Origin of the sequence: Pseudomonas sp. Nvir, assembly GCF_963778085.1 — a bacterium.
Classification (GTDB): domain Bacteria; phylum Pseudomonadota; class Gammaproteobacteria; order Pseudomonadales; family Pseudomonadaceae; genus Aquipseudomonas; species Aquipseudomonas juntendi.
Map to the genome: position 1 here is coordinate 5,367,017 of NZ_OY970405.1, position 17,147 is coordinate 5,384,163.

16 protein-coding genes and 1 riboswitch are annotated in these 17,147 nt (G+C 64.2%); of the genes, 7 read left to right on the forward strand and 9 right to left on the reverse strand.

Annotated elements, in window-relative coordinates; all coding sequences use genetic code 11:
* Positions 1–40: 40 nt before the first annotated feature.
* From AACG97_RS25710 to tkt, 5 genes are all read right to left on the reverse strand, one after another.
* Positions 41–370: an MliC family protein gene (locus AACG97_RS25710; protein ID WP_009681374.1), complete on the reverse strand. Its 330-nt coding sequence runs from the start codon at positions 368–370 to the stop codon at positions 41–43.
* 114 nt (positions 371–484) lie between these two features.
* A complete protein-coding gene (locus tag AACG97_RS25715; protein WP_047149951.1) occupies positions 485–736 on the reverse strand; it encodes a hypothetical protein in 252 nt (83 codons plus the stop codon).
* A complete protein-coding gene (locus tag AACG97_RS25720) occupies positions 736–1,899 on the reverse strand; it encodes a phosphoglycerate kinase (protein ID WP_009681377.1) in 1,164 nt (387 codons plus the stop codon). The genes AACG97_RS25715 and AACG97_RS25720 overlap by 1 nt, the downstream gene beginning before the upstream one ends.
* Before the next feature lie 12 nt (positions 1,900–1,911).
* A complete protein-coding gene (epd, locus tag AACG97_RS25725) occupies positions 1,912–2,973 on the reverse strand; it encodes an erythrose-4-phosphate dehydrogenase (RefSeq protein ID WP_009681378.1) in 1,062 nt (353 codons plus the stop codon).
* A 179-nt stretch (positions 2,974–3,152) separates the two neighbouring features.
* Entirely contained in the window at positions 3,153–5,150 is a 1,998-nt protein-coding gene (gene tkt / locus AACG97_RS25730) for a transketolase (protein ID WP_029886254.1), read from the reverse strand.
* 250 nt (positions 5,151–5,400) lie between these two features.
* Between tkt and AACG97_RS25735 the strand changes: the two genes are divergently transcribed.
* The 4 genes from AACG97_RS25735 to AACG97_RS25750 all read left to right on the forward strand — a co-directional run bounded on the left by AACG97_RS25735 (position 5,401) and on the right by AACG97_RS25750 (position 9,962).
* Complete coding sequence (locus tag AACG97_RS25735; protein ID WP_009681380.1) at positions 5,401–6,393, forward strand: ArsR/SmtB family transcription factor; 993 nt, start codon at positions 5,401–5,403, stop codon at positions 6,391–6,393.
* Positions 6,394–6,411: 18 nt separating this feature from the next.
* The gene (metK, locus tag AACG97_RS25740; RefSeq protein ID WP_009681381.1) at positions 6,412–7,602 is read left to right on the forward strand and encodes a methionine adenosyltransferase; all 1,191 of its coding nucleotides are present in this window, start codon (positions 6,412–6,414) and stop codon (positions 7,600–7,602) included.
* A 144-nt stretch (positions 7,603–7,746) separates the two neighbouring features.
* A complete protein-coding gene (ligB, locus tag AACG97_RS25745; RefSeq protein WP_225786367.1) occupies positions 7,747–9,435 on the forward strand; it encodes an NAD-dependent DNA ligase LigB in 1,689 nt (562 codons plus the stop codon).
* Positions 9,436–9,569: 134 nt separating this feature from the next.
* The gene (locus AACG97_RS25750; RefSeq protein ID WP_009681384.1) at positions 9,570–9,962 is read left to right on the forward strand and encodes a DUF1090 domain-containing protein; all 393 of its coding nucleotides are present in this window, start codon (positions 9,570–9,572) and stop codon (positions 9,960–9,962) included.
* Between the two features lie 62 nt (positions 9,963–10,024).
* Here the strand turns inward: AACG97_RS25750 and AACG97_RS25755 are convergent, their stop codons facing one another.
* Positions 10,025–10,483 (reverse strand): c-type cytochrome, encoded by a 459-nt coding sequence (locus AACG97_RS25755; protein WP_029886256.1) that lies wholly within the window; start codon positions 10,481–10,483, stop codon positions 10,025–10,027.
* 119 nt (positions 10,484–10,602) lie between these two features.
* Here AACG97_RS25755 and mltA point away from each other — a divergent pair, with 119 nt between their 5' ends.
* Positions 10,603–11,754, forward strand: a complete 1,152-nt coding sequence (mltA, locus tag AACG97_RS25760) for a murein transglycosylase A (RefSeq protein WP_054912849.1) — start codon at positions 10,603–10,605, stop codon at positions 11,752–11,754.
* A 57-nt stretch (positions 11,755–11,811) separates the two neighbouring features.
* Here mltA and AACG97_RS25765 read toward each other — a convergent pair whose 3' ends face one another.
* Both AACG97_RS25765 and AACG97_RS25770 read right to left on the reverse strand, forming a co-directional pair.
* Positions 11,812–12,198 carry an MAPEG family protein gene (locus AACG97_RS25765; protein WP_009681388.1) on the reverse strand — a complete coding sequence of 129 codons (387 nt, stop codon included), beginning with the start codon at positions 12,196–12,198 and terminating at the stop codon, positions 11,812–11,814.
* A 28-nt stretch (positions 12,199–12,226) separates the two neighbouring features.
* Positions 12,227–13,060 (reverse strand): EamA family transporter, encoded by an 834-nt coding sequence (locus AACG97_RS25770; RefSeq protein ID WP_009681389.1) that lies wholly within the window; start codon positions 13,058–13,060, stop codon positions 12,227–12,229.
* 199 nt (positions 13,061–13,259) lie between these two features.
* Here AACG97_RS25770 and AACG97_RS25775 point away from each other — a divergent pair, with 199 nt between their 5' ends.
* Positions 13,260–14,495, forward strand: coding sequence for a cation:proton antiporter (locus AACG97_RS25775; RefSeq protein WP_029886258.1), 1,236 nt, complete (start codon positions 13,260–13,262; stop codon positions 14,493–14,495).
* A gap of 509 nt (positions 14,496–15,004) precedes the next feature.
* On the opposite strand, the gene AACG97_RS25780 is transcribed toward AACG97_RS25775, so the two are convergent.
* A complete protein-coding gene (locus AACG97_RS25780) occupies positions 15,005–15,406 on the reverse strand; it encodes an acyl-CoA thioesterase (protein ID WP_009682837.1) in 402 nt (133 codons plus the stop codon).
* Between the two features lie 178 nt (positions 15,407–15,584).
* Positions 15,585–15,681, forward strand: a riboswitch (S-adenosyl-L-homocysteine riboswitch).
* A gap of 20 nt (positions 15,682–15,701) precedes the next feature.
* On the opposite strand from AACG97_RS25780, the gene ahcY reads away from it, so the two are divergent.
* Positions 15,702–17,111, forward strand: a complete 1,410-nt coding sequence (gene ahcY, locus AACG97_RS25785; protein WP_197886583.1) for an adenosylhomocysteinase — start codon at positions 15,702–15,704, stop codon at positions 17,109–17,111.
* Positions 17,112–17,147 lie beyond the last annotated feature (36 nt).

The window sequence follows — 17,147 nt, forward strand, 5'->3', positions numbered from 1 at the left end:
GCTGTTCAAGTAGTGTGGGCCGCCATTGCGGCCCGGCCAGTCACGGTGCCTTGCAGCCCCGCCCAATCAGATCGTTGGTTGCCACCCAGTACACCAGGCCTTCTTCGCCCTTGGTGTGGAAGGCCAGCATGCCATCGCTGTACAGCGCGCCCGAAGCACCTGGTTCGGCCTTGAGCCGGTAAACCTGGTCACCACCGCCCAGGCGCACGTCGACCTGGTCACGCTGGGCATCGGCGAAGCGCCACAGCACCTCGGCCTGGGTATCGCAGACCCAGCGGGTCCAGTTGTCTGCCGGGGCGGGTTGCGCCGGCTGCAGCAGTGAGCAGCCTGCCAGTGTCGCCAGGACCGTCACGGCCAAAAGCGCTTTCATTCAGTTTCCTCGATTTGGGGCTGCTTTGCAGCCCTTCGCGGGCTTGCCCGCGAAGGGCGCACAGCGGCCCCTTTCCAAGACCACAAATCAGCCTTCAGGTTGCCAGTTACCCGATCAAGGGCAACCCGGCGCCTTGCGCTGGTGGTCTTCGTCGTACTTTTCCAGGCCTTCCGGGCCCACACGCTTGCTGATCACCGGCACGGTCTCGGCCTGCCACTCGGACTGGTAGCAGCCGCCCTTGGGCGGCTGCGCCGGGTCGTCAGGCGAAGCCGGGCTGCCGGAGCACGCGCTCAGCAGACCCGCCAGCAGCATCACAGGCAATTGCTTGACCATCAGGCCACTCCCTTTGCCAGGCGCCGAAGTCATCAGGCCTTGGCCCGCTCTTCCAGGATTGCCACGGCTGGCAGGACCTTGCCCTCGACGAACTCGAGGAACGCGCCGCCACCGGTAGAAATGTAGGAGATTTCCTTGCTAACGCCATATTTGTCGATGGCCGCCAGGGTGTCACCGCCACCGGCGATGGAGAACGCGTCGCTGTCGGCGATGGCCTTGGCCAGCACCTGGGTACCCTTGCCGAACTGGTCGAACTCGAACACGCCGACCGGGCCGTTCCACAGGATGGTCTTCGACGACTTCAGCAACTCGGCGAACTGGGCTGCGGTTTGCGGGCCGATGTCTAGGATCATGTCGTCGGCAGCAACATCGGCGATGGCCTTGACGGTGGCTTCGGCATCTTCGGCGAACGCCTTGGCGACCACCACGTCAACCGGCAGCGGCACATTGACCTTGGCAGCGATGGCCTTGGCCGTGTCGACCAGGTCCGGCTCGTACAGCGACTTGCCGACAGGGTGGCCGGCAGCGGCCAGGAAGGTATTGGCAATGCCACCACCGACGATCAGCTGGTCGCAGACCGCGCTCAGGCTGTTCAGCACGTCCAGCTTGGTGGAAACCTTGGAGCCGGCGACGATGGCCGCCATCGGCTTGGCCGGCGCTTTCAGGGCTTTGCCCAGGGCATCCAGCTCGGCAGCCAGCAGGGGGCCTGCAGCTGCAACCTTGGCGAACTTGGCCACACCGTGGGTCGAGCCCTCGGCGCGGTGCGCGGTGCCGAACGCGTCCATGACAAACACGTCGCACAGCGCAGCGTACTGCTGGGCCAGCTCGTCGGCGTTCTTCTTCTCGCCCTTGTTGAAGCGCACGTTCTCGAACAGCACCAGCTCACCGGCCTGCACCGCGACGCCGCCCAGGTAGTCGGCAACCAGCGGCACCTCGCGGCCCAGGGCCTTGCTCAGGTACTCGGCAACCGGCTTGAGGCTGTTTTCGGCAGAGAACTCGCCTTCGGTCGGGCGGCCCAGGTGCGAGCAGACCATTACCGCCGCGCCCTTCTCCAGGGCCAGCTTGATGGTCGGCAGCGCTGCCAGGATGCGCGCGTCGCTGGTTACCACACCGTCCTTCACAGGCACGTTGAGGTCTTCGCGGATCAGTACGCGCTTACCTTGCAGGTCGAGGTCGGTCATCTTCAACACGGTCATGAATGCAGTCCTTCAGGGCTGTTTATTGCGGGTTGGGTGAACGACGTGCAGATAGTGTTCGGCAACGTCGAGCATACGGTTGGCGAACCCCCATTCGTTATCGAACCAGGCCAGCAGGTTGACCAGGCGGGGCCCGGCAACACGCGTCTGGCTGGCATCGACGATCGCCGAATGCGGGTCATGGTTGAAATCACAGCTGGCATGGGGCAGCTCGGTGTAGGCCAGCAAGCCTTTCAGCGGGCCGGCCAGCGCGGCCTCGCGCAGCACCCGGTTGACCTCGGCGGCACTGGTGTCGCGGGCGGTCTGCAGGGTGATGTCCAGGCAAGACACGTTGACGGTCGGCACGCGTACCGCTTTGGCCTGGATTCGCCCGGCAAGTTCCGGAAGCAGACGCTCGATACCGCGCGCCAGACCAGTGGACACCGGTATCACCGACTGGAAGGCCGAACGGGTGCGGCGCAAGTCTTCGTGGTGATAGGCGTCGATCACCGGCTGGTCGTTCATCGCCGAGTGGATGGTGGTGATCTGCACGTACTCGATGCCGAACGCCTGGTCCAGCACACGCAACAGGGGCACGCCGCAGTTGGTGGTGCAGGAGGCATTGGAAACCAGCCGCTCCTGGCCGGTCAGGCAAGCCTGGTTGATGCCATAGACCACGGTGGCATCGACATCGGCCTCGCTGGCCATGGGCTGGGAGAACAGCACGCGCGGGGCACCGGCATCGAGGAAGCGCTGGCCGTCGGCGCGGGTGTTGTAGGCACCGGAGCACTCCAGCACCAGGTCGATACCCAGGGCAGCCCAATCGATGCCTTCGGGGGTGGCGCTGCGCATGACTTTCACGCAGTCGCCATTGATGTGCAGGCAGTCGCCGTCGACCTTCACCTGGCCAGGGAAGCGGCCATGGGTGGAGTCGAAGCGAGTCAGGTACTCCAGGCTGGCCTGGTCGGCCAGGTCATTCAGCGCAACGATCTCGAAACCGGCCTTCGCCCCCCGCTCGAACAGCGCGCGCAGGACACAGCGGCCGATACGGCCATAACCGTTGAGTGCAACTTTGTAGGGACGCAGGTGGGGCATTCGTTGGCTCGCTAACGCATGATGGCGGTTGGGGCCGCGTGGCGGCCCATCGCGACGCAAGGCCGCTCCTACAGGGTGCGGCATGCGCAGTACCCTGTAGGAGCGGCCTTGTGTCGCGATGGAGGGCAAAGCCCTCCCCTTGCACGACCTGAAGGGCGTCACTGCCCTCCCGGGTTACATCAGTCTTCCAGCAGCTCTTCGGCAGTACCGAGGATGTTCTCCAGGGTGAAGCCGAACTCCTCGAACAGGGCCGAAGCCGGCGCCGACTCACCGTAGGTGGTCATGCCGATCACGCGGCCTTCCAGGCCGACGTACTTGTACCAGAAGTCGGCGTGGGCGGCTTCGATGGCGATGCGCGCGCCCACTTCCAGCGGCAGCACGGACTGCTTGTAGGCTGCATCCTGGGCATCGAACACGCTGGTGCACGGCATGGAAACCACGCGCACCTTGCGGCCCTGCTCGGTCAGCTTGTCGAAGGCCTGAACCGCCAGGCCCACTTCCGAACCGGTGGCGATCAGGATCAGCTCAGGCTCGCCTGCACAGTCCTTGAGCACATAGCCACCACGGCTGATGTCGGCGATCTGCTGCGCGCTGCGCGCCTGGTGCTGCAGGTTCTGGCGCGAGAAGATCAGCGCCGAAGGGCCGTCCTTGCGCTCCAGGGCGTTTTTCCAGGACACAGCGGATTCAACGGCGTCAGCCGGGCGCCAGGTGTCCAGGTTCGGCGTGCTGCGCAGGCTGGTCAGCTGCTCGATCGGCTGGTGGGTAGGGCCGTCTTCGCCCAGGCCGATGGAGTCGTGGGTATACACATGGATCACGCGCTGCTTCATCAGCGCCGACATGCGCACGGCGTTGCGGGCGTATTCCATGAACATCAGGAAGGTCGCGCCGTAAGGCACCAGGCCGCCGTGCAGGGCAACACCGTTCATGATGGCGGTCATGCCGAACTCGCGTACGCCATAGAACACGTAGTTGCCGCTGGCGTCATTGGCTTCGACGCCCTTGCAGCCCTTCCACAGGGTCAGGTTGGAGCCGGCCAGGTCGGCCGAACCGCCGAGGAACTCGGGCAGCAGCGGGCCGAAGGCGTTCAGGGCGTTCTGGCTGGCCTTGCGGCTGGCGATGGTTTCGCCCTTGGCAGCCACTTCTTCGATGTAGGCCTGGGCCTTGGCACTGAAGTCGGCCGGCAGTTCGCCGCGGGTACGGCGCTTGAACTCGGCAGCCAGCTCCGGGTAAGCCTTGGCGTAGGCGTCGAAGCGCTGGTTCCACTCGGCTTCGACCTGGGCACCGGCAGCCTTGGCATCCCACTCGGCATAGATGTCGGCCGGGATTTCGAACGGGCCGTAGTTCCAGTTCAGGGCCTGGCGGGTCAGGGCGATTTCGTCGTTGCCCAGCGGTGCGCCGTGGCAGTCTTCCTTGCCCTGCTTGTTCGGCGAACCGAAACCGATGGTGGTCTTGCAGCAGATCAGGGTCGGGCGATCGCTCTTGCGGGCGGTTTCGATGGCGGTCTTGATCTCGTCGGCGTCATGGCCGTCGACATTGCGGATCACCTGCCAGTTGTAGGCTTCGAAGCGCGCCGGGGTGTTGTCGGTGAACCAGCCGTGCACTTCGCCGTCGATGGAGATGCCGTTGTCGTCGTAGAAGGCGACCAGCTTGTTCAGGCCCAGGGTGCCGGCCAGCGAGGCGACTTCGTGGGAGATGCCTTCCATCATGCAGCCATCGCCCAGGAACACATAAGTGTTGTGGTCGACGATGGTGTGGCCGTCACGGTTGAACTGGGCAGCCAGCACTTTTTCTGCCAGGGCGAAGCCCACGGCGTTGGCGATACCCTGGCCGAGCGGGCCGGTGGTGGTCTCCACGCCCGGGGTGTAGCCGTATTCCGGGTGGCCCGGGGTGCGGCTGTGCAGCTGACGGAAGGCCTTGAGGTCGTCGATCGACAGGTCGTAGCCGGTCAGGTGCAGCAGCGAGTAGATCAGCATCGAGCCGTGGCCGTTGGACAGCACGAAGCGGTCGCGGTCGGCGAAGTGCGGGTTGCTCGGGTTGTGTTTCAGGTAGTCACGCCACAGTACTTCGGCGATATCCGCCATGCCCATGGGGGCACCTGGGTGGCCGCTATTAGCCTTTTGCACGGCATCCATGCTGAGGGCGCGAATGGCGTTGGCACGTTCACGACGGCTGGGCATCGCTGGTCTCCTGGGGGGCTTGTAGAGGTGGTGTCACGAAAAAGACGACCATTTTCGCCCACTGGGGGGCTTGGGGCAAACATTTAAGCGCCAAGCGGCCAGCTTTAAGCTTCAAGAAAGAAGCAGGGGACGAGCCGGACTGCTCTGGAGCCTGTAGCGTGCAGTTTGAAGGCTGCAACTCATCGCCAATATCAAAACTTTTTGATATTGGCCTTGCTAGGGCACCAATGCCTGACTAGACTGCCCGCCCATGAACCTCCGTGTGCAATCGATCCCCGAGCAATGCGAAACATTGGCCGCCCTGTGCAAGGCCAGTGGCGACGCCTTGCGCCTGAACGTGCTGCGAGCCCTGGCCAACGACTCGTTCGGTGTACTGGAGCTGGCCCAGATCTTCGGCATCGGGCAGTCGGGCATGAGCCACCACCTCAAGGTGCTGGCCCAGGCAGAGCTGGTCGCTACCCGCCGTGAAGGCAATGCCATCTTCTACCGCCGCGCCCTGCCCGACAGCCTGCGCCTGGGTGGCCGGCTGCACGCGGCGCTGCTGGAAGAGGTGGATGCCCTGGCCCTGCCGGCCGATGTGCAGGCGCGCATCGCGCAGGTCCAGCAACGCCGCGCGGTCACCAGCCAGGACTTCTTCCTGCGCGTGGAAGAAAAGTTCCGCGCCCAGCAAGACCTGATCGCCGGCCTGCCGCAGTACCGCGAGAGCCTGCTGGCGCTGCTCGACAAGCTGCATTTCGACCCGGCGGCCAGTGCCCTGGAAGTCGGCCCCGGCGACGGTGGTTTTCTACCCGACCTGGCCCGGCGCTTTGCCCACGTCACTGCACTGGACAACAGCGCGACCATGCTCGAACTGGCGCGCCAGGTGTGCCAGCGCGAGGGGCTCGACAATGTGACCCTGCAGTTGGCCGATGCACTGGGTGCCACGGATGTGGCCGCCGACTGCGTTGTGCTGAACATGGTACTGCACCATTTCAGCGACCCGGCCCTGGCCTTGCGCCAGCTGGCCAAACGGGTGAAGGCAGGCGGCAGCCTGCTGGTCACCGAGTTGTGCAGCCATGACCAGGGGTGGGCCCGCGAAGCCTGCGGCGACCTGTGGCTTGGCTTTGAACAGGACGACCTGGCCCGCTGGGCCAACGCGGCCGGGCTGGCCCATGCGGACAGCCTGTACGTGGGCTTGCGCAACGGTTTCCAGATCCAGGTCCGGCACTTCCAGCGCACGGCTGGCGACATACACCATCGGTAAATTTCAGGAACCTTCGAGATGAGCGAATACTCCCTTTTCACCTCCGAGTCCGTGTCCGAAGGGCATCCGGACAAGATCGCCGACCAGATTTCGGACGCAGTCCTCGATGCCATCATCGCCCAGGACAAATACGCCCGCGTAGCGTGTGAAACACTGGTCAAGACCGGTGTCGCCATCATCGCCGGCGAGGTCACCACCTCGGCCTGGGTCGACCTGGAAGACCTGGTGCGCAAAGTCATCATCGATATCGGCTACAACAGCTCCGACGTCGGCTTCGACGGCGCCACCTGCGCCGTGATGAACATCATCGGCAAGCAGTCGGTAGACATCGCCCAGGGCGTCGACCGCTCCAAGCCGGAAGACCAGGGCGCCGGCGACCAGGGCCTGATGTTCGGTTATGCCAGCAACGAAACCGAAGTGCTGATGCCGGCGCCTATCTGCTTCTCGCACCGCCTGGTCGAGCGCCAGGCCGAAGCACGCAAGTCCGGCCTGCTGCCATGGCTGCGCCCGGATGCCAAGTCGCAGGTCACCTGCCGCTATGAAAACGGCAAGGTCGTAGGCATCGACGCGGTGGTACTGTCGACCCAGCACAACCCTGAGGTTTCGCAGAAAGACCTGCAAGAAGCGGTGATGGAGCTGATCGTCAAGCACACCCTGCCTGCCGAACTGCTGCACAAAGGTACCCAGTACCACATCAACCCGACCGGCAACTTCATCATCGGTGGCCCGGTGGGCGACTGCGGCCTGACCGGCCGCAAGATCATCGTCGACTCCTACGGCGGCATGGCGCGTCACGGTGGTGGTGCGTTCTCCGGCAAGGACCCGTCCAAGGTCGACCGCTCCGCCGCCTACGCCGGCCGCTACGTGGCCAAGAACATCGTCGCCGCCGGCCTGGCCGAGCGTTGCGAGATTCAGGTGTCGTACGCCATTGGCGTGGCCCAGCCGACCTCCATCTCGATCAACACCTTTGGTACCGGCAAGGTCTCCGACGAGAAGATCATCCAGCTGGTGCGCGAGTGCTTCGACCTGCGCCCGTACGCGATCACCACCATGCTCGACCTGCTGCACCCGATGTACCAGGAAACCGCTGCCTACGGCCACTTCGGCCGTACCCCGCAGCAGAAGACTGTCGGCGACGACACCTTCACCACCTTCACCTGGGAGCGTACCGACCGCGCCCAGTCGCTGCGTGACGCTGCTGGCCTGTAAGTTTTCCTGCAGCGCTGGACGAAAGCCCCTGCCGAGCGATCGGCAGGGGCTTTTTCATGACATATCGACTCACAATCGCTTACCGGCAATGCCTGCCAGCTTGCCTACGCTGAGGGGCCAACCCGCCATGCAAGGATGCAGGCCATGCCGCTCATGCTGTTCATCACCCTGCTGGGGGTGCTCGCCGCGCCACTGGCGCACGCCAGCTCATGCCCCGGCTGGAACCCCCAGCAAGTCGCCAGCGAGGTTGCCCAACTGCGAAAAACCCTTGGCAGCTGGGACGACCACTACCATCGCCAAGGCATTGCCTTGGTACCTGATGAGCTTTATGACCAGAGCCGCCAACGCCTCGCGCAGTTGCAGCAGTGCTTCGGCCTGGCCGGTGGCCCTGCGCCCCTGGCCAACGCGGGCGGCCCGGTACCCCACCCCATTCCCCACACGGGCATCGACAAGCTGCACGACCGCCACGCCGTGCAGCGCTGGCTGGCCGGCAAGGCCGATGTCTGGGTCCAGCCCAAGGTCGATGGCGTGGCGGTGTCGCTCATTTACCGAGAGGGCCGCCTGGTGCAGCTGATCAGCCGGGGCAACGGCGCCCAAGGGCACGACTGGAGCCGCCACATCCCCCAGCTGGGTAGCATCACCCGCCAGCTGCCGCAGGCCATGGACCTGCAGTTGCAGGGTGAGCTGTACCTGCGCTTGAACGCGCATGTTCAGGCCCAGGCGGGCGGCGCCAAGGCGCGCGATACCGTGGCCGGGTTACTCGCCCGCAAGCGCCTGAGCAGCGAACAAGGCGAGGCGGTGGGCCTGTTCGTCTGGGACTGGCCGCAAGGCCCCGAGCAGCAGGCAGAACGCCTCGCGCAGCTGGCACAGCTGGGCTTTGCCGACAGCCAGCGCTACAGCGTTGCCATCAATACGCTGGATGAGGCGGCCCAATGGCGTGAACACTGGTACCACGCTGCCCTGCCCTTCGCCAGCGATGGTGTGGTGCTGCGCCAGGGTAGCCGGCCACCCGCTGAACGGTGGCAGGCCAAGGCACCGTACTGGCTCGCCGCCTGGAAGTACCCGTACATGCAAGCATTGGCCGAAGTTCGCGACGTGCGCTTTCGGGTCGGTCGTACCGGGCGGGTCACGCCCGTGCTGCACCTGCTGCCGGTAACCCTCGACGACCGACGGGTCACGCAAGTGAGCATGGGTTCGCTGGCGCGCTGGCACAGCCTGGACATTCGCCCTGGGGACCAGGTGGCGGTGAGCCTGGCCGGGCTGACCATTCCGCGCCTGGAGCAGGTGGTACACCGCGCTGTCGAGCGCGTGCCGGTAGCGGCACCGGCAGCCGGCCAGTATCACGCCCACAGTTGCTGGCAGGCCAGCGTGGGCTGTGAAGAACAGTTCATTGCCCGCCTGGCGTGGCTGAGCGGCAAGCACGGCCTGGCCCTGCCGCGCACCGGGCCGGGCACCTGGCGCCGGCTGGTCGCAGCCGGGCTGGCAACCTCGCTCACTGACTGGCTGCAACTGGATGCCACACGCCTGAGCGAGGTTGCAAGAATCAGTGAGCGAACGGCAGCCCAGTTGCGCAGCAGTTTCAACGATGCCCGCACCCGGTCGTTTGACCAGTGGCTGCGGGGGCTGGGCGCTCCCCTACCCAATGGCATGCAGATCACCGGCGACTGGCAAGCACTGGCGGCCCGCACGGCTGACACCTGGCAGGCATTACCCGGCATTGGCGAAAAGCGCGCACGACAACTGGTGGATTTTTTTGCAGCCGCCGAGGTTCGAGCCATAGCAACGCAGCTGGGCGAGCACGGTATCGAAGGCTTTGAGCGCCCTAAGCAATGATTTTTTACCAATTAGCCTGTAGGAAATTCCTGAGATTCAAGCGGAAATACCCGGCAAGGGTTTCTAAAAGGACAAAACCAAGGCAGGATTTCACCCTAATTTTTTGCTGCCCCGCCCCGTCCAGGAGGCTTTTCATGAAACGTATTTCCACCCTTTTCCTGCTCGCGACCATTGCGGCGGCCGCAGGCACCGCCCAGGCTGCCCAGCCGGATGCCGGCCTGACTGGCTGCGCCGCCAAGCGCAGCGCCATCGAGAACCAGCTGAAGATTGCCCGTGACCACGGCAACAGCGACCAGGTCGCCGGCCTGGAAGCAGCGCTGCGCGGGGTCGACAACTGCACCGACGCAAGCCTGCGCAAGGAACGCGAGCAAAAGGTGCTCGACGCCCGTCATGAAGTGGCGCAGCGCGAAAAAGACCTGAAGAAAGCCGAGAAAAAGGGCGACGCCGAGAAGATCAACAAGCGCAAGGACAAACTCGCCGAGTCGCGCAAAGAGCTGCAGGAAGCAGTAGACGATCTCGACCGCTGAGGTATCTGACTTGCAAGTGCGGTCTTTGTGGGAGCCTCAGGTTTGTGCAAACAGCACAGCCCTTAATGATTGCGGAACTCGCTATGGCAGGCCTTGCAGGCCGCCTCGACCTTGTCCATCGGCGCTTTCAGTTGCGCAGGGTCCAGCGGCTGCGTGCGGGTCACATCGACCAGTTCGCCGGTCACGCCTTCCAGCTGCCGGGCCAGCTCATGGAAGCGCGCCTGGCGCTCCCACACTTCGGCACGGGCACTGCTGTCACCGCCATCGCGTACCTGCGGGAAGTGCTGCCACGGCTGGTGCGAAAGGTTGTCCAGTTGCAGCGCACCGCCGGCAAACTTCACCCCATCGAACGGCAGCCGGCCACGCAACATGCCGCCCAGGTCTTCGCTGGTCTTGAGCATGTCCTTGAAGATGACCTTGCGCTTGCCCAGCGGCGAGTTGGGGTCAACCCGCTCGCAACCACTCAAGGCTGCACCCAGGGCCACTGCTGCCAGCACTACAACGGTCAATCGCTTCAACATGACGCTCACTTCGGCCTGCGAAAAGGGGCGGCCAGTATCGCTGCCCCGCAGCCAAACACCAATAGCCACATAAAAAACAGGGGCGAATCTTCATGTTCACCCACCACAGGAATGCACACATGAAATCTGCCCTGCGCCACCTGGCCTGGACATTCCCGGTACTGGCCCTGCTGGCTGGCTGCAATGGCGGCGAGAGCGCCAAGCCCGAGCCGCATGCGGTAGCCACCTACGCCCCCGCCACCTGGAAAGACCTGCCCGCAGTCAGTGACGAAGACTTGCTGGCCGGGTTCTACGCCTGGCGCAGCGGTTGCGAAAAACTCAAGCGCGACCCGGTCTGGGCCGCGACCTGCGAAGCGGCGGGTAGCGCCCAGGCCAGTGCCGCGCAGGTGCGCACCTTCCTGGAGCAGAACCTGGAGGTCTACGGCCTGCGCTCGGCCGAGAACAACGCCAACGGCCTGATCACCGGCTACTACGAACCGGTCTACCCCGGCAGCCTGAGCCCATCGAAAACCAACCATGTGGCGGTTTACGGCGTGCCCGAGGACATGATCGTCGTCGACCTGGCCAGCGTGTACCCCGAACTCAAGGGCAAGCGCTTGCGTGGCCGCCTCGAGGGTCGGGTGCTCAAGCCTTACGACACCGCCGAGGTGATCAACCGTGACGGCGTGAAAGCCCCCGTGCTGGCCTGGCTGAGCGACCCGATGGACCTGCAGTTCCTGCAGATCCAGGGCTCAGGCCGGATCCAGCTGGAAGATGGCCGCCAGTTGCGCCTGGGCTATGCCGATCAGAACGGCCACCCCTACCGGCCGATCGGTCGCTGGCTGGTCGAGCAGGGCCAGTTGAAAAAGGACGAGGTGAGCATGGGCGCCATCCATGCCTGGGCCCAGGCGAACCCCCAGCGCGTTGGGGAGTTGCTTGCCAGCAACCCAAGCTACGTGTTCTTCAGCACCCGCCCGGACAGCAACGAGGGCCCGCGCGGTTCGCTGAACGTACCGCTGACCGCAGGCTACAGCGTGGCCATCGACCGCAAGGTGATCCCCCTGGGTAGCCTGTTGTGGTTGTCCACCACGCGCCCCGACGGCTCGCCGGTGGTGCGCCCGGTTGGCGCCCAGGATACGGGCGGCGCCATTGCTGGCGAAGTGCGTGCCGACCTGTTCTGGGGTACCGGGCCCGAGGCCGGCGAGTTGGCGGGGAACATGAAGCAGCAAGGGCAGATCTGGATGCTCTGGCCCAAGGGCCAGCCGCTGCCAGAGGTGCCCAAGGTTCCTTGACGTTGCGCGGGCCCCGCGGGGGCGGCTTCAGCCGCGCCACAGGGCCCACGCAGGCCTTCAGATGGAAACCACGAAGAACGCCACGATGATCGCCAGCCCGGCCAGCCATACCAGCGAGCGCAAGGCAGCCCAGTCGGCCAGGTAGCAAATGATGTAGAGCAGCCGGCTGGTGATGTACATCACCCCCAGCACATCCTGGGTCACCTGCTCGGCATTGCCGACAATGTCTGCCACCAGCACGGCTGCGGCGAACGCCGGGAATGCCTCGTAGCTGTTCTGCTGCGCAGCATGCGCGCGGCGTGGCAGCCCGGACAGCGTATCGAGGAAGGCACGCGGGTCATGGTTGTCCCGCATGCCAAAGCGGCCACTGCTGACCTTGGCGATCAAGGCACACAGCGGCGGCAGGAACAGCGCGATCAGGATGCACCACAAAGCGACGGTCATAGGCAGGACTCCTTGTTCAGTCTTCAGGTCAGAGCTTCATTACCAGCATGCCGGCCAGCACCAGCCCGCAAGCTAGGAGTCTTGGGCCGCCAAAAGGTTCTTTGAGGTAGCGCATACCCAGTAACACCACCAGCACCACGCTCAATTCCCGCAATGCCGCAGCCTCGGCCACAGAGCCCAGGTGCATGGCCCACAGCACCAGCGCGTAGCTGAACAGCACACAGAACCCTACCGCCAGCCCCAGGCGCCACTGGCTGCGCCAGAACGCTACGAAGGGCGCACGCCGCGCCACACTGGCCAGTAGCGGGAATGGCCAGGCACTGAGCAGGGTCAGCCACACCAGGTAATCCCACGGCTTGCCCCACAGGCGCACGGCCTGCCCGTCGAACCAGGTGTAGCACCCGATGCACAGGCCGATCAGGGCCACCACCGGTAGCATCGCCCAGGGCAGCCGGTCACCGCCGCCGCCCTGCCACAGCAGGCAGGCCATGCCGCACGGAATCAGCAGGATCCCGATGATCTGCTGCTGGCTCAGCGACTCCCCGGCAAACGCCAGGGTCAAGCCCAGCACCACCAGCGGCGACAACCCGCGCATCAGAGGGTAGACCAGGCCCAGGTCACCCACCCGGTAGGCCTGGATCAGCAGGTAGCGGTACAGCTGCTCGGCCAGCGCCGAAGCCAGCAGCCACGGCCAGATACTGGCCGGTGGCAGTTGCACGAACGGCAGCGCCAGCACGGCGAAGGCCAAGGCCACGGTGTCCATGCTGGCAATGACCAGCAGCCGCTCGCCGCTGAATTTGATCAGGGTGTTCCAGGTCGCGTGCAGCAGCGCGGCGACCAGCACCAAGGATGTTGCCAGCACGTCTTGTTTTCCTTATGGCTTTCGTGGCTGTGAATATAGAGCGTTCGCGGGCCATTATGCGGCCAATCGCCGGCCCCAGAATGGGAACGTTCGCAACGAATTCGGTCAAAGGCTGTGTCCCGAACCCCTCGCCAGGTCATCAAAGAACTGCCCGAGCCATTCGGGTTACGACTTGGAAGCCACTGTTACAGGATTCGGGATGCTTGAATTAGTTGCCGCGTTTATCTGCCTGACCACCCTCCTCACCTATGTGAACTACCGTTTCATCGGCCTGCCGCCCGCCATCGGCGTGATGGTCACGGCGCTGCTGTTTTCCCTGATGCTGCAAGGCCTGAGCCTGATCGGCTTCCCTGGCCTGGAAGAGCGCGTCGAAGGCCTGATGAACCAGATCGATTTCAATGACCTGCTGATGCACTGGATGCTGGCATTTCTGCTGTTTGCCGGCGCCCTGCACGTCAACCTCACCGACCTGCGCAGCTACCGCTGGCCGATTGGGCTACTGGCGACCGTGGGCGTGCTGATTGCCACCGTGGTCATCGGCTACCTGTCGCATTGGGTCTTTGCCATGTTCGGCTGGCAGGTTCCGCTGATCTACTGCCTGCTGTTCGGTGCACTGATTTCACCGACCGACCCGATTGCCGTGCTCGGCGCGCTGCGTACGGCCAATGCGCCAAAACCCTTGAAGACCACCATCGTCGGCGAGTCGTTGTTCAACGACGGTACCGCCGTGGTGGTGTTCACCGTGTTGCTGGGCATCATCCAGCTGGGCGAAACCCCAAGCATCAGCGACACGGCGGTGCTGTTCGCCCGCGAGGCCATTGGCGGCGTGCTCTTCGGCGGCCTGATCGGCTACGCCACCTACCGCATGATCAAGAGCGTGGAGCAGTACCAGGTCGAGGTCATGCTGACCCTGGCACTGGTGATCGGCGGCTCGGCGATGTGCTACGAGCTGCACGTGTCGGCGCCGATCGCCATGGTGGTGGCAGGCCTGATCATCGGCAACCTGGGGCGCAACCTGGCCATGAACGACATGACCCGCCGCTACATGGACGGTTTCTGGGAGCTGATCGATGACATGCTCAATGCGCTGCTGTTCGCCCTGATCGGCCTGGAGCTGTTGCTGCTGCCGTTCAACTGGATGCACCTGGCCGCTGGCGGCGTGCTGGCGCTGGCGGTGCTGCTGTCGCGGTTGCTGACCGTGGCCCCGGCCATCGTGCTGTTGCGGCGCTGGCGGCCGGTGCCCAAAGGCACAGTGCGGGTACTGACCTGGGGGGGCTTGCGTGGCGGGGTCTCGGTGGCCCTGGCGCTGTCGCTGCCCTTGGGCGATGAGCGCGACCTGCTGCTGTCGATTACCTACATCGTGGTGCTGTCGTCGATCCTGGTGCAGGGCTTGAGCATCGGCCGGGTGGTGCGCAAGGTCAGCGCCCAGCCTTGAGAATGCCGGGGCCGCTCTGCGGCCCATCGCCGGCAAGCCAGCTCCCACAGGGATCGCGTCAGGGCTGACAGGTGTTTGCCACAAGGTATGGCAGCGCCTGTTAGAGCGAGCGCCGCCCGCGCGGCGCAATCGCGAACTGCGCTCGCTCCTACGTTTGTTTCGGGCCAATTATTCCTGTGGGATTCGCGCGCGAACGCCTTGGTGCATGCCTCAATATCGCGCCGTACAAACAAGGCGGCCGCGCGCGCCTGTCACAGGCGTTACTGGCCCGAAACAAACGTAGGAGCGAGCGCAGCTCGCGATTGCGCCGCGCGGGCGGCGCTCGATCTCACAGGCGCTGAAGATGCTCCGGCTACCCTTGCCAGGAACCATAGAATCTCCCACAGGGATCGCGTCAGGGTTGCCAAGTGCTCGCCGCTGCATATCTTGTGACAAACACCTGTCAGCCCTGATGCGATCCCTGTGGGAGCTGGCTTGCCGGCGATGGGCTGCAGCGCAGCCCCATACGATCACTCGACGGCAGAATCCGGGAACTGGTCCTGCACATACTTGATCGCGGTTCGCCCATGGGCCGCCGGCAAGCCGTCTTCACCCAGGTTGACGAAGACCATCTTGTCCACGGTCAGGATGCTCTTGCGGGTGATCTTGTTGCGTACCTCGCATTTGAGGGTGATCGAGGTGCGGCCGAACTCCGTCGCGGTGATGCCCAGCTCGATGATGTCGCCCTGGCGCGAGGCACTGACGAAATTGATTTCCGACATGTACTTGGTCACCACGCGCTGGTTGCCCAGCTGCACAATGGCGTAGATCGCCGCCTCTTCGTCGATCCAGCGCAACAGGCTGCCACCGAACAGGGTGCCATTGGGGTTGAGGTCTTCGGGTTTAACCCACTTGCGGGTGTGAAAGTTCATCAGTACTCCTGACCTGCTTGGCTAACGTGCGCCCATGATGGCAGAGCAGCTGCGATCGCTCCATTGCACATCGACTATCGTCGCGATTAATCGACAGAAAACCTTGGGCAACCCGGCAGGCACAGCTATAATCTGCGCCGCTTCACATGGTTGCCCACAGCGGTGCCATGCCCGCCACCTGTCCGAGGGGCGCTGCAGCAGGCTAGGCCTGTCAGGCTCGGATGGGGCGTTGCTCGCTCTCGCGGGCGCTTAACGCACAACGGCGCCCATTCGCACACTACGAATGGAGGCTCTCATGAGCGCTGCAAACATGCCTGCTGGTTTTACCGATTTCAAAGTCGCCGACATCTCCCTGGCCGCCTGGGGCCGTCGCGAAACCATCATCGCCGAATCGGAAATGCCTGCGCTGATGGGCCTGCGTCGCAAGTACCTGGCCGAGCAACCGCTCAAGGGTGCGAAGATTTTGGGCTGCATCCACATGACCATCCAGACCGCCGTGCTGATCGAAACCCTGGTAGCCCTGGGTGCCGAAGTGCGCTGGTCGTCCTGCAACATCTTCTCCACCCAGGACCAGGCCGCCGCCTCCATCGCCGCTGCCGGTATCCCGGTGTTCGCCTGGAAAGGTGAAACCGAAGAAGAGTACGAGTGGTGCCTGGAGCAGACCATCCTCAAGGATGGCCAGCCATGGGACGCCAACATGATCCTCGACGACGGTGGCGACCTGACCGAGCTGCTGCACAAGAAGTACCCGCAGGTACTGGACCGCGTGCACGGCGTGACCGAAGAAACCACCACTGGCGTGCACCGCCTGCTGGACATGCTGGCCAAGGGCGAGCTGAAAGTCCCGGCAATCAACGTCAACGACTCGGTCACCAAGAGCAAGAACGACAACAAGTATGGCTGCCGTCACAGCCTGAACGACGCCATCAAGCGTGGTACCGACCACCTGCTGTCGGGCAAGCAGGCGCTGGTGATCGGCTACGGCGACGTGGGCAAGGGTTCGGCGCAGTCGCTGCGCCAGGAAGGCATGATCGTCAAGGTCACCGAAGTCGACCCGATCTGCGCCATGCAGGCCTGCATGGACGGCTTCGAGGTGGTATCGCCGTTCATCGAGGGTATCAACGACGGCAGCGAAGCCAGCATCGATAAAGCCCTGCTGGGCAAGATCGACCTGATCGTGACCACCACCGGCAACGTCAATGTCTGCGATGCCAACATGCTCAAGGCCCTGAAGAAGCGTGCCGTGGTGTGCAACATCGGCCACTTCGACAACGAGATCGACACGGCCTTCATGCGCAAGAACTGGGCCTGGGAAGAGGTCAAGCCGCAGGTGCACAAGATCCACCGCACCGGTGCCGGCAGCTTCGACCCGCAGAACGACGACTACCTGATCCTGCTGGCCGAAGGCCGCCTGGTAAACCTGGGCAACGCCACCGGCCACCCAAGCCGCATCATGGACGGTTCGTTCGCCAACCAGGTCCTGGCCCAGATCTTCCTGTTCGAGCAGAAGTTCGCCGACCTGTCGGCCGAGAAGAAGGCCGAGCGCCTGACCGTGGAAGTGCTGCCGAAAAAGCTCGACGAAGAAGTGGCCCTGGAAATGGTCCGCGGCTTCGGCGGCGTGGTCACCCAACTGACCAAACAGCAAGCCGACTACATCGGCGTGACCGTCGAAGGCCCGTTCAAGCCGCACGCTTACCGCTACTAAGCGGCAGGGTTGGAGCTGCTAGCAGCGAGCAGCAAG